General features: G+C 68.9%; 14 protein-coding genes. 6 read left to right on the top strand and 8 right to left on the bottom strand.

Features of this window, described 5'->3' with window-relative positions; genetic code table 11:
• Positions 1-25 precede the first annotated feature (25 nt).
• From ABZ824_RS38150 to ABZ824_RS38140, 3 genes are read left to right on the top strand one after another with little or no spacing between them, the layout of a single operon-like run.
• Complete coding sequence (locus ABZ824_RS38150; protein WP_356969607.1) at positions 26-1,189, top strand: hypothetical protein; 1,164 nt, start codon at positions 26-28, stop codon at positions 1,187-1,189.
• A complete protein-coding gene (locus tag ABZ824_RS38145; RefSeq protein WP_356969605.1) occupies positions 1,189-1,965 on the top strand; it encodes an SDR family oxidoreductase in 777 nt (258 codons plus the stop codon). Before ABZ824_RS38150 ends, ABZ824_RS38145 begins: the two co-directional genes overlap by 1 nt.
• A 9-nt stretch (positions 1,966-1,974) precedes the next feature.
• Positions 1,975-3,138, top strand: coding sequence for a sulfotransferase (locus tag ABZ824_RS38140; RefSeq protein ID WP_356969603.1), 1,164 nt, complete (start codon positions 1,975-1,977; stop codon positions 3,136-3,138).
• A 487-nt stretch (positions 3,139-3,625) separates the two neighbouring features.
• Here ABZ824_RS38140 and ABZ824_RS38135 read toward each other — a convergent pair whose 3' ends face one another.
• Complete coding sequence (locus ABZ824_RS38135; RefSeq protein ID WP_356969601.1) at positions 3,626-4,303, bottom strand: PaaI family thioesterase; 678 nt, start codon at positions 4,301-4,303, stop codon at positions 3,626-3,628.
• Positions 4,304-4,501: 198 nt separating this feature from the next.
• Between ABZ824_RS38135 and ABZ824_RS38130 the strand changes: the two genes are divergently transcribed.
• Positions 4,502-5,152, top strand: coding sequence for an HAD family phosphatase (locus tag ABZ824_RS38130; protein WP_356969599.1), 651 nt, complete (start codon positions 4,502-4,504; stop codon positions 5,150-5,152).
• A 12-nt stretch (positions 5,153-5,164) separates the two neighbouring features.
• Here ABZ824_RS38130 and ABZ824_RS38125 read toward each other — a convergent pair whose 3' ends face one another.
• A complete protein-coding gene (locus ABZ824_RS38125) occupies positions 5,165-5,758 on the bottom strand; it encodes a TetR family transcriptional regulator (RefSeq protein ID WP_355078927.1) in 594 nt (197 codons plus the stop codon).
• Between the two features lie 21 nt (positions 5,759-5,779).
• Here ABZ824_RS38125 and ABZ824_RS38120 point away from each other — a divergent pair, with 21 nt between their 5' ends.
• Both ABZ824_RS38120 and ABZ824_RS38115 read left to right on the top strand, forming a co-directional pair.
• Positions 5,780-6,145, top strand: a complete 366-nt coding sequence (locus tag ABZ824_RS38120; RefSeq protein ID WP_356969597.1) for a hypothetical protein — start codon at positions 5,780-5,782, stop codon at positions 6,143-6,145.
• Positions 6,142-6,729 (top strand): hypothetical protein, encoded by a 588-nt coding sequence (locus ABZ824_RS38115; protein ID WP_356969595.1) that lies wholly within the window; start codon positions 6,142-6,144, stop codon positions 6,727-6,729. The genes ABZ824_RS38120 and ABZ824_RS38115 overlap by 4 nt, the downstream gene beginning before the upstream one ends.
• Before the next feature lie 15 nt (positions 6,730-6,744).
• Here ABZ824_RS38115 and ABZ824_RS38110 read toward each other — a convergent pair whose 3' ends face one another.
• The 6 genes from ABZ824_RS38110 to ABZ824_RS38085 all read right to left on the bottom strand — a co-directional run bounded on the left by ABZ824_RS38110 (position 6,745) and on the right by ABZ824_RS38085 (position 11,619).
• Complete coding sequence (locus ABZ824_RS38110; RefSeq protein ID WP_356969594.1) at positions 6,745-7,626, bottom strand: isocitrate lyase/phosphoenolpyruvate mutase family protein; 882 nt, start codon at positions 7,624-7,626, stop codon at positions 6,745-6,747.
• Positions 7,627-7,751: 125 nt separating this feature from the next.
• The gene (locus ABZ824_RS38105; RefSeq protein WP_356969592.1) at positions 7,752-8,297 is read right to left on the bottom strand and encodes a hypothetical protein; all 546 of its coding nucleotides are present in this window, start codon (positions 8,295-8,297) and stop codon (positions 7,752-7,754) included.
• A 94-nt stretch (positions 8,298-8,391) separates the two neighbouring features.
• Positions 8,392-9,669, bottom strand: a complete 1,278-nt coding sequence (locus ABZ824_RS38100) for a sigma-70 family RNA polymerase sigma factor (protein WP_356969590.1) — start codon at positions 9,667-9,669, stop codon at positions 8,392-8,394.
• Positions 9,670-9,682: 13 nt separating this feature from the next.
• Positions 9,683-10,033, bottom strand: a complete 351-nt coding sequence (locus ABZ824_RS38095) for a YciI family protein (protein WP_356969588.1) — start codon at positions 10,031-10,033, stop codon at positions 9,683-9,685.
• A gap of 111 nt (positions 10,034-10,144) precedes the next feature.
• Complete coding sequence (locus tag ABZ824_RS38090; protein WP_356969586.1) at positions 10,145-10,951, bottom strand: ATP-binding cassette domain-containing protein; 807 nt, start codon at positions 10,949-10,951, stop codon at positions 10,145-10,147.
• Positions 10,948-11,619 (bottom strand): FCD domain-containing protein, encoded by a 672-nt coding sequence (locus ABZ824_RS38085; protein WP_356969584.1) that lies wholly within the window; start codon positions 11,617-11,619, stop codon positions 10,948-10,950. Before ABZ824_RS38085 ends, ABZ824_RS38090 begins: the two co-directional genes overlap by 4 nt.
• Between the last annotated feature and the right edge of the window lie 199 nt (positions 11,620-11,818).

The following is an 11,818-nucleotide window of genomic DNA, read 5'->3' as shown; positions in this document are numbered from 1 at the left end:
TATTTGGAACACCGGAGAGAGCCTCTTGCTGACACAGCCGTTCGCGGACGCCATCGCCGCCGCCGAGCAGATCATCACCGGAGCCGCGCACATTCGCACCGAACAGGACCTCGTCGAGGGCTACGACTATCTGGCGGGCAGCATCCGCGCGTCGTTGCAGATGGCCTGGGCCTATGAGCTGGACTTCCCGTTCTTCGTCATGTCCACCGGCCCATACACCAAGATGGGGCTGGACAACCCCGACACCCTCTACTACCACTCCTACCTGCGCCCGGACGCCGAATATGTGGTGACCGGCACCCGCGGCACCACCCGTGACCTGAGCTTCCAGGTGCTCAACGGCAACTATTCGCCCGTCGACGTGCCCGACAGCCTCACCGCTTTCGACGACCGAAAGCTCGACATCCGCGCGGACGGGACCTACGAGATCCGCTTCGGACCCGGCGAAGCGGGCTCCGGCTATGTGCATCTCGGCGCCGACGCGGCGATGCTCGTGGTCCGCGAGGTGCACAGCGACTGGGTGACGGAGAAGGCGGGCACGATCCGCATCCAGCGCGTCGACCGGATCGGCGACGCGCCGCCGCCGCTGACCAAGGACGTGCTCACCAAGCGATACGGCGTGGCGGGCAAGATGCTGGTGTCGCGGTTGAAGACCTTCCTGGCCTTTCCGGAGTGGTTCTATCTGAACCTGCCGGTGAACACGCTGACCGAGCCGAGGCCGACGCCGGGCGGGTTGAGCACCCAGTTCTCCTCGGTGGGTCACTACGACCTGGACGACGACCAGGCCATGATCATCACGGTGCCCAAATCCGACGTCCCCTACCAGGGCTTCCAGCTCGGCAGCATGTGGTACCTGTCGCTGGATTACATCAACCATCAGACCAGCCTCACCGCCGACCAGGCACACGTGGACCCGGACGGGATGATCCGGCTGGTGGTCAGCGAGCGTGATCCTGGCCTGGCCAACTGGATCGAGCGCACCGGTCATTCCCGCGGCTACCTCCAGTTCCGCTGGCAGCGGCTGTCGCGGGAGATGAAACCCGACGACGGGCCGACCGTGGAGATCGTTTCCGTCGCGGACCTGCCCAATCGCCTGCCGTTCCACGAACAGGCGCGGGTCACGCCGGAGCAGTGGCGCGACCGGATCGCGGCGCGTCAGGTCGCCGTCGCGGAGAGGATGCTCGGCTGATGTTGCTGCGGGACAAAGTGGTCGTCGTCTCCGGCGTGGGGCCGGGACTGGGGCGTGCGATCGCGGTGCAGAGCGCGAAGGCGGGCGCGGACGTAGTGCTGGCTTCCCGGACCGAATCGCGACTGACCGAGGTGGCCAAGGAGATCACCGAACTGGGCAGGCGCGCGGTGGTCGTGCCGACCGACATCAACGACGAGGCCGCGGTCGCGAATCTGGTCGAGACCGCGCACAGCGCCTTCGGCAAGGTCGACACGCTGGTGAACAACGCCTTCGCGATCCCGCCGATCGTCGACCTCGCCGACGTCGACCTGGATCAGGTGCGCGCGGGCTTCGAGACGAACGTGCTGGCCGCCTTGCGTCTGACCAGGCTGTTCGTGCCCGCCCTCGCCGAGAGCAAGGGCTCGGTGGTGATGATCAACTCGGCCGTGCTGCACCATTCGCGGCGGACCTTCGGGCCGTACAAGATGGCCAAGGCCAGCCTGCTCGCGCTGGCGCAGAGCCTGGCCACCGAACTCGGTCCGAAGGGCATCCGGGTCAATTCCGTCGCGCCGGGCTACATCTGGGCCGACAACCTGAAGTGGTACTTCAACTACCTGGCGCAGCAGCGGGGGATCACCGCCGAGGAGGTCTACGCCGAGACCGCGAAGACCACCGACCTGCGCAAACTGCCCGAACCCGACGAGATCGCCGACGCGGTCGTGTTCTTCGCGTCCGCCATGGCGCGCGCGATCACCGGCGCGTGCCTGGACGTCAACGCCGGCGAATTCCACCACTAGGAGATGACCGTGATCGGTAGGGACGACGTCGGGACCGTCGACGATCTGCACGCCTCGGCGACCAAGGTGGTCGGGCTGGACGACTTCGGCACCGACGACTACCGCGAAGGGCTCGAGGTGCTGCTCGAGTCCTATGCGAAGGACGCCGAACTCACGCCCTTCGGCAATAAGGTGAACCGCGCGTTCCTGCGCGGCGCGCTGATCGCCCGGCTGCTCAGCGAGGCGGCTTGGCGGCAGCATCCGGAACACGCCGACGTGGCGATCGAGCGCCCGATCTTCGTGACCGGTCTGCCGCGCTCGGGCACCACGGCGGTGCACCGCCTGCTCAACGCCGACCCGGCGCACCAAGGGCTGGAGATGTGGCTGACCGAGATGCCGCAGCCGCGCCCGCCGCGCGAGACGTGGGCGGGCAACCCGGTCTACCAGCGCCTCGCCGCCGCCTACGACAAGCACCACGTCGAACATCCGGAGTTCATGGGAGTGCACCACATCTCGGCCGACCAGGTCGAGGAGTGCTGGCAGTTGCTGCGGCAGTCGGCCATGTCGGTGTCCTACGAGTGCCTGGCCTACCTGCCCACCTACTCCGAGTGGTTGCGCGAGCGGGATTGGACATCCGCCTATCGCAGGCACCGGCGCAACCTGCAACTGATCGGGCTGCCGGACGCGGGCAAGCGATGGGTGCTGAAGAACCCGAGTCACCTGTTCGCGCTGGACGCGATCTTCGAGGTCTATCCGGACGCGCTGGTCATCCAGATGCACCGCGATCCACGCACCATCATCGCGTCGGTGTGCAGTTTGAACGAGCAGGCGTCGGCGGGCTGGTCGGAAAAGTTCCGCGGCCCGGTGGTCGGCGCGACGCAGCTGGATCTGTGGGCGCGCGGCGCGGAGCGGTTCCTCGCCGACCGCAAACGCCACGACGCGGCGCAGTTCTGCGATGTCGATTACGACGAGTTCGTCGCCGACCCGATCGGCACGGTGACGTCGATCTACCGGCACTTCGGGCTGCCACTGACCGCCGAGGCCGAGGCGGCGATGACCGCGTTGCACGCGGAGAGCACGTCTGGGGCGGCACGCCCGGCGCACCGCTACACCCTCGCCGATTTCGGGCTGACCGCCGAGCAGGTGGACGCGCGGTTCGGCGCGTACCGGGAGGCGCACTTCCCGGGGCGGTGAGCGGTCGGCGCTCGCCGGTGGCATGTCCGACCGGCGAGCGCCGGAACGCGGCGAAGGCATTTCACGCGAGTCTGAATCGTGTGCAGGTGCGGTCGCGCCGGATTCGCGGGTGGCTCGCCTGCCTGCGCCTTCGGGGTCGACACGAATCGATCTGACCGACAGGGCATTCCGCGCAGTCGTGCACAGTGCGCCATTCGCGAGGGTGCTCGGCGTTCGGCTCGTCGGCAGGTGAATCGCTTATCGAGGGCGACCATTGCGCGTCGGCGGACTCGCGATCCGTCGACGCGACAGCGTGTACCGGGGGAGCGGCGAGCGCGGGCGCTATGAATGCGGCGCGAGAGCGGAGAGGACAGGAAAGCGGCGCTCCCGGCATGCGGTGGCCGGGCCGTTCACCGTCCGTGCGAGAAGTCGACGCCGCTCAGCGGACTCCGGCAGGTGCGGGGCCGAGGCTCGAACCGGCCGACCCTCGCCGCGCAGGCGCCGAGTTTCAGGGCTGTCCAGGCTTGAGCACGATGAACAAGCCGTTCGCCTCCGCGCACAGCCGGTCGCCGTCGTGCAGGGTGGCCCGCACATAGACCTTGCGCCCCTCCTGCCGTTCGGCCCACGCGCGCACCTGGAGTTCGGTGTTCAGCGGCGTGATGGAGCGGTAGTCGACGGTGAGCGACGCCGTTCTGGTCACCGCGCCGGAGCGCACCGCGGCCGCCATGCCGAGCAGGTCGTCGAAGGCGATGGCGATCTGACCGCCGTGGGCGGCGCTGTTGCCGCCGAGGTGGAAGGTGCGGAAGGTGAGGCGCGCGTCGACGCCGTTCTGCGGGTCGACATGGTCGATGAAGAACGGCGGCAGGGTGATGTTGCCGCGGGCGGGCAGGTCGAAGCGGGTCCAGTTGGGCGTCGACCACTCGTCCACCCGTGCGGCGTCGAGCCTGTCGTTCAGCTCCTTGAGAATGCCGATCGCCTCCACCGCCAGCTCGTCGGAGGGCGAGGCCAGCCGGACGCGGTCCATCAGGCCGCGCACCTGCTCGATGAACTGGCCGTAGTGCGGCCCGCCGCGGGAGATGTCGTCCTTGGCTGCCTCGTGGGCGGCGATCAGCTGGGTCATCGGCCGGAACCCGCCCTCGTGGTGCTCCTGACTCGGCAGCGAGTCGCCGTCCCGCGGTTCGTTCATGAGAACAAGTTATCGGTTGCCCGGTGAATGCTCGCCGCGCGGGTGCTGTGTCCGTCGTCACGAGCCGTCACCGCCTAGGCTGGTGCGCGACCGCATATCGCCTTTCCCGGGTGGTATCGGCCTGGTTCCGGCGGCCGGATACGCGTCGCGGCCGCGCTGGATCCCTGACCGCTTCGGCTGGCGAAAGGCTCTGTGCGCATGGGTATCACCGCGGTCGTGTTCGACATGGACGGCGTATTGATCGACTCCGAGCCGGTCTGGGAACTGGTGCGGCGTGGCTACGTCGCGGAGAAGGGTGGGCGATGGCTGCCCGACACCCAGCAGCGGCTGATGGGGATGAGCACCGGGGAATGGTCGACCTATCTGAGCGGCGAACTCGGGGTCGGCGAGCCCCCGGAGACCGTCGCGCGGGAGGTGATCGAGCGGATGTCCGAACGCTACGCCGAGGGCGTGCCGGTGCTGCCGGGTGCGGTCGAGGCCGTGCAGCGGATCTGTGAGCACTGGCCGCTGGGGCTGGCCAGTTCGTCGCCGCGCGCGCTCATCGACACGGTGCTGGGCCGGACGGGTCTGATCGAGTACTTCTCCGTCACCTTCTCCACCGAGGAGGTCGATCGCGGCAAACCGGCGCCTGACGTCTACCTGACGGTCGCGACGTTCCTGCGTCAGCGGCCGAGTGACTGTGCGGCCGTCGAGGACTCGAGCAACGGCCTGCGCTCGGCCCACGCGGCCGGGATGCGGGTGATCGCGGCGCCGCGCCCGGAGTACCCGCCCGCTTCCGATGCGCTCGGCCTGGCCGCCAAGGTCATCTCCGGCCTCGACGAACTCACTCCTGGGCTGATCACCGGCTGAGCCGTCGCCAGGTCAGGGCCGATAAGAAGTCAGCAGGGTGCGGGCGGCGGCAGCCAGGTCCTCTTCCAGCCAGGCGGGCAGCTGCGCGGCGTGGGCGTGGCGGCGCAGCGCCGCATAGGGCAGGTCGACGATCGCGCGGCTGACCGCATCGATCTCTCGCTCCTCGTCCCTCCCGAACAAGGCGAGCGCGATGCGGCGCAGATGCTCGATCAGCGGCGCGTTCATCTCGGCCAGGGTCGCGCGGAACTCGGCGTCCGGCTCGCCGTCGAGCAGATCGCTGGGACGCAGCTCCAGCAGGAGCTTGGCGTCCTGGGGGAGTTCGCGGCCGAACCGCAAGGCGGCGCGCACCATCCCGACGCCCGCCTCCACCGGATCCGGCTGGTCGGCGGCGGCGAGGGTGCCGTCCTGGAAACGGCGCAGCGCGCGCAGCCACGCCGCGGTGAGCACACCGTTGCGGTTGCCGAAGCGGTGATACAGGGTGCCGACCGGAGCGCCACTGGCCTCGGCGATGGCCGACACGCTGGCCGCGCGGGGCCCTTCGGCGAGGACCAGCGCGCGTGCTGCGTCGAGGATCACGTCGCTGTCGTGCTTGCGGGGCGGCGCCATGTACTAGTACGTTCCTTCTATATGGAGCGATTGTCCTATATTGACGAGCATGCCAGATCGGTCGACGCGAATCGCGACCGGGCGTGGCAAGCGATGCTGCGAGTCGTCTGTCGCGACCCGCACAAGCCGTCGCCGCCCACCGGGTTCGTCGTCGATTCCGTCGCGGAACCGCACCGTTTGGCGCTGCGCGGCCAGCACTGGTTCTCGAAATACGCGCTGATCTTCGAATTGGACGAGGAGGGCCCGGGCCGGACCCGCGTTCGCGCGCGTAGTTACGGCGACTTTCCCGGTCTGCACGGCCGGATCTATCGTGCGCTGGTCGTTGGGACGGGCGGTCACCGATTGGCGGTGCGTCAGATGCTGCGCAGGATCGCGGCGGCGGCATGATCCCGGGGACGGTGTGGGGCGCCACCGAAGCCGAACGCGAGGCTCCCTTGCCGTGCGACGACCGGCAACCGGGCGGTCTCCAGGCCGATCGAGCGATCAGCGTCGACGCGCCGCACGCTCTCGTCTACGCCTGGCTGTGCCAGTTGCGCGTCGCGCCGTACAGCTACGACCTGCTGGACAACTTCGGCAAACGCAGCCCGCGCCGGCGCGACCCGATGCTCACCGAACTGGCGGTGGGGCAACGGTTCATGTCCCAATTCGAGCTGGTCTCCTTCGCCTTGGGCAGGCACATCACGCTGGTCTCGGGCAAGGCGTGCGTCACCTACGCGGTGCGACCAGAAGGCGCGGGAACCCGCCTCCTGGTCCGGATACGCTGCGGCGCGCCCAGACTCGTCGCGGTGACATTGGCCCTCGGCGACCTGCTCATGATGCGTAAGCAACTGCTGACGCTGAAGGAACTCGCCGAAGCCGAACACCGCGCAGGCTCGGCAGCCTCATCGGGGCCGCCGGAACGTCGAGCGCCACGTCGGCGGCGCAGTTTCCGTCGGCTCATACGGCTGTCCGGGGCACGGCACACTTCCTGACGGTGCGTCGATCCGTCAGGTTCGCATAATGGCCGCGGCAATGGTGGTGGCATCGGCAAAAGCATCGAAGGTTCCGGCCCGCAGGAATTCCGTAGCGGCTCGGTGCACCGCGGCTTGTGCCGCGAGGTGAAGCGCAGGCCCCAGGCTGATGCGGCGGACGCCCGCCTCGATGAGTCGAGCGACGGAGGGGCCTCCCGGGCCGGTCATCGCGTTGATCGGTAGCGGTGCTGCGGCGGCGAGCCGCTCCAAGGTGGGCAAATCCAGCAGCCCCGGCACGAAAAGGCAGTCGGCGCCTGCTGCGGCGTAGGCCCGGGCGCGGGCGAGCACCTCAGCGAAAGGGTCTGAGACGGGGCGTTTTCGGCTGAAGTAGACGTCGGTTCTGGCATTGACGACGAGGTCCGGTGCGCCGGCGCGTTCTGCCGCCGCGCGTGCCGCGCAGATGCGGGCGGCCTGCTCGCCGGGGCTGTGGAGAGGCTGGTCGGCCGAGCGGGAGTCCTCGAGGTTTATTCCGGCGGCGCCGGCGGCGACGATCTGTTCGACGGTCTCGGCGACGTCGACCGGATCGGGACCGTATCCGTTTTCTATGTCGACACTAACGGGGAGTTCGACAGCGTCGATGATGCGGCGGACGACGTCGATCATGTTCTCGCGGCTGATGTGATGACCGTCCGGTAGTCCGCAGGACCAGGCGATTCCGGCGCTGGTGGTGGCGATAGCGGTTGCTCCCGCGCGGGCTACCGCCACGGCGCTGGCGGCATCCCAGGCGTTCGCGAGAACCAGCGGATTCCGGTGCAGGGCACGTAGGCGGGACGCTGGACGCATGTTTGCGGGCAGCTCGGAACCGTGGGAGAACTGCTCCGCGGCGAGCAGGTCGGCATTGTCGGCATTGTCGGTCACCCCGCCCACACTGCACTTTCCACCGACTGGAGAGTCAAGCATCGCGGTGGCCCGCTCGACGGCTGGACTGAGCACCGACTTCTACGTGTAGAGCGGACCCCCGGCCTCCGGGAGTGGATCAACGCTCATCCACGTGCGGGGCCGCCGCCGCAGGCACGGGCGCCCGGCTGGGCTCGAGAAAGGCGTTCGACCAAATCGAACTTGCGTTGTTCATAGCCTTTCGGCACGGTGTCGCGGACCGAGATCAGGGCGTGTGCCCAAGAGCCGAGGAGGGTGCGGTCGCCCACCGTGCGGCCGGGGTCCGGTGTGGGTTCGGCGGTGAGCAAGGGGAGTGGGTGGATGCGGTGACGGGCCTCGTTCTCCAGTACGGTCGCTTTGTCCACGAAGATCCGCAGGTCGTGATTGAGCAGATAGCGGCCGACCGCGCCGTGTTCCGGCGGCCGCAGTGCGGCGACCGAACCTGCTGTGCGATAGAGGTTTTCGCCTAGTCGGGGTCGTTGCGCATCCCGTCCCGCCCAGGTGACCCGAGCGGGTTCGGTGAGCAGTCGCTCGATCCCTTGGACGAGGTGGTGGCCGATCCTGGCGTGTTCCATGAGCCGCGGGCCCGCGTCCACGTAGCCGAGCAGGCGGTGGTCGCCGGTGCGGAGTACTGCTCGATAGAGCTGCCACACGTAGTCGTATTCCCTTCGGTGGTAATCGATTTCGTTGCATGCTCACACGCGTTTGCGGTGTGGCGATTACAGCGGCGTTACCACCGTGGTGCGGTCAATCGGCCTGCGCGCAGGCGACCGCCCGGTCGAGCAGGAGGGCCTGCTCGGAAGTATTGCCCGTCAGTTCCGCCGCGCGCGTGAATTCGGCGCGGGCCTGCGCATACCGGCCCAGCTGGGCGAGCAGGTCGCCGCGCACGGCGTAGCGCAGGTGGTAGTCGGTGAGGGCGCCGGCGGCGACGAGCGCGTCCACCAGCTCCAGCCCCGCGGCGGGGCCGTGCACCTTGCTCACCGCGACCGCGCGATTCAGCTCCACGACGGGGGAGGGAAAGCGTTGCGCCAGAACGGCGTACAGTCCGGCGATGCGCCGCCAATCGGTCTCTTCCGGCGTCGCCGCCATCGCGTGCACCGCGGCGATCGCGGCTTGCAGCGCGTACCGTCCCGGTGGCAAGGCGCGCTCACGTGCCGTGCTGTTCGCCCGCCCGAGGGCGGCCAGCCCGCGCCGGATCAGCAGGCGATCCCACCGCGCGCGGTCCTGGTCATCGAGCAGCACCACCTCTTCGCCGGTTCCGGTGCGCGCGGGCAGCCGGGAAGCCTGTAGCTCCAGCAGCGCGACCAGGCCGTGCGTCTCCGGCTCGGCGGGCAACAACTCGCCGAGCATGCGGGCCAGGCGCAGCGCGTCCTGGCACAGCTCCTCGCGGACCCAGTCCTCGCCCGCCGTTGCCGCGTAGCCCTCGTTGAAGATCAGGTAGACCACGGCCAGCACCGAGGCCAACCGATCGGCCAGCTGGGCACCGCGTGGCACCGTGTAGGGGACCCGCTTGTCGGCGATGGTGCGTTTCGCGCGCACGATCCGTTGCGCCACGGTCGATTCCGGCACGACGAACGCCCGGGCGATCTCCTCGGTGGTCAGCCCGCCGAGCAGCCGCAGGGTGAGCGCGACCCGGGCCGGTTCGGTGAGCACCGGGTGACAGGCGGTGAACATCATTCGCAGCAGGTCGTCCTCGACCAGGTCGTCGTTCGTATCGGGCGGCGGCTGCTCGGTCACGAGATCGCGACCGAGCAGCTCCAGCTTGCGGGCGAAGGTGCGGTTGCGCCGCGCCCGATCGATCGCCCGGTGCTTGGCGGTGAGCATGAGCCAGCCGCCCGGGTTCGGCGGCACGCCGTCGCGCGGCCACTGTTCCAACGCCGCGACCAACGCGTCCTGCGCCAGTTCCTCGGCGGCGCCGATATCGCCGACCACCCGGGTGAGCCCGGCGACCAACCGGGGCCATTCCATCCGGGTCACGGCTTCGGCGGCGCGTCGCGCCGAATCCGCGGACGGCTGCCCGCTCATCCGCCGTGCCCGCTCAGGCGGGTTCGGCGATCTGCCGGACCTCGACCTCGATGTCCCATTCGGGTCCGTGTACGGCGAGGAAACGAGAAGTCCATTCCACCGCCTCTTCCTTCGACTTGACCTGCAGAATGCAGTATCCGCCGACGATCTCCTTGGATTCGGTGAACGGTCCGTCCAGCACGGTCTGCTTGCCGCCGGACTGGGTGACCCTGGTGGCTTCGGTGATCGAGTGCAGACCGTTGGTGTCCAGCAGCACGCCCGCCTTGGTCATCTCCTCGATCACCTTGCCCACCTGTTCGACCAGCGCGTCGTCCGGCTCCGGGGAAGTAGCGGGGTCAAGGCGGATGAGCATCATGTATCGCATCTCGGCATCCTCGGTCGATGTGGCGTCAGGATCGGTCGATCCTCACATCACTGCATCGAACGACCCCCGCCCGAATCGACATGTCGGCGGAAATTTCTCCGGCCGACGCGCCTACCGCGGCCACGCGATGGTTTTGCGGGCCGCTCGCGCGGTCCAACGGCCGTCGTCGTAGCGGACCTCCACCGGGTGTGCGAAGGCGGCGGTGACGTTCTCGGTGGTGATCGTCTCCAGCGCGGGGCCCGCCGCGACGGCGTGACCGCCCGCGATGAGCAACGCGTGGGTCGTCGTGCTGGGCAGCTCTTCCAAGTGGTGGGTGACCAGGATGGAGGCGACGTCGGGGTGGGTACGGTCCAGGGTGTCGAGAGTGTCCAGCAACTGCTCGCGCGCGGCGACGTCCAGGCCGGTGGACGGTTCGTCGAACAGCAGTAGCCGTGGCTCGGCGATCAGCGCTCGGGCGATGAGCGTGCGGCCGCGCTCGCCCTGGCTCAGCGTGGGCCAGATCTCCGTCGCCTTCCCGGTCAGGCCCACGGTGTCGATCATCGCGTCGGCTCGGTCGAGCTGGTCGGCTGTCGGTGTCCAGCGCATGGGGGTGTCGATCGTCGCGGTCAGGCCGGTCAGCACGACCTCGCGGATGGTCAGCGGAGACCGCAACGGGTGGCGTGGGTTCAACTGGCCGATGCCGCGGCGCAGCTGCTGCAATTCGACGCGGCCGAGTTCAGCGCCGAGCACACGGACCGAACCCGACGTGGGGAAGGTGACCGCGCCGCAGAAGCCGAGCAGGGTGCTCTTTCCCGCGCCGTTCGGACCGAGCAGCGCCCAGCGTTCGCCGGCGCGCACGGTCAGCGAAATCCCGCCGATGATCTTCTTGCCCTCGCGGCGGAAGGTCACGTCGGTCAGTTCCAGCACCGGTTCGGTCACGTGAAAGCCTCTTTCAGAGTGGTCAGGTGGGCGCGGCTGTACTCCGCCGCGGCGGCCGGGTCGCGGGCGGCGATGGCGTCGGCCAGCCGCTGATGCGCGGCGTGATCCACGGACTCCGACGGCACCGGGCGGATCTTCAACATGTCGATCATCGCCAGCCGCAACCGGGGCAGGAAGCTGTCGAACAACTGGGTCAGTACGTCGTTGTGGGCGGCCACGATGACCGCCCGGTGGAACGCCATATCGGCGTCTACGTGCTCGGCCACCGGCTCGCCGTGTGCTTCGCGCGCGGCCAGGGCCCGGCGGATCATGCGCAGGTCGGCGGGGGTGCGCCGCTGGGCGGCCAGTGCGGCGGCCTCGGCCTCGATGGCGATGCGCGCCTCGATCACCGAGGCGATGGTGGCGCGGCGCAACACGGCGTCCCATTCCTCGGTCGCCTCGAGCGCGGTCACGAAAACGCCCGCGCCCTGCCTGCTGTCCAGGACGCCTCTACCGGCCAGCTCGCGGATCGCCTCCCGCAGCGTCGAGCGTCCGACGCCGAGCTGCGCGGCCAGGGTGGTCTCACCGGGCAGGCGGTGACCCAGCGGCCATTCGCCCGCCTGGATGCGGGCGAGCAACACTTCGGCCGCCTGCGCGGCCAGTGGATGGCGCCGTACCTGGGAGATCATTCACTACCTCTCTACTTGTCTGAGGAGTCGTGTACAGTCTAGCCATCATGCGCACCATGCTTCTGCTTAGCCGCCACGGCGGGGCCTGAACGACCGGCCGCCCGCCGTGGGGCTTCGTCGTGGCCGGTCACCCTTGTCGTGACGGCCGCAATGGCCAGGAAGCAGACCCATGACCACCGCATTCCCCACCATCCACACG

Origin of the sequence: Nocardia sp. NPDC047038 (assembly GCF_040644075.1) — a bacterium.
GTDB lineage: Bacteria > Actinomycetota > Actinomycetes > Mycobacteriales > Mycobacteriaceae > Nocardia > Nocardia sichangensis.
Note: the sequence above shows the minus strand (reverse complement) of the source record. Positions and strands in the feature narration are given on the sequence as shown.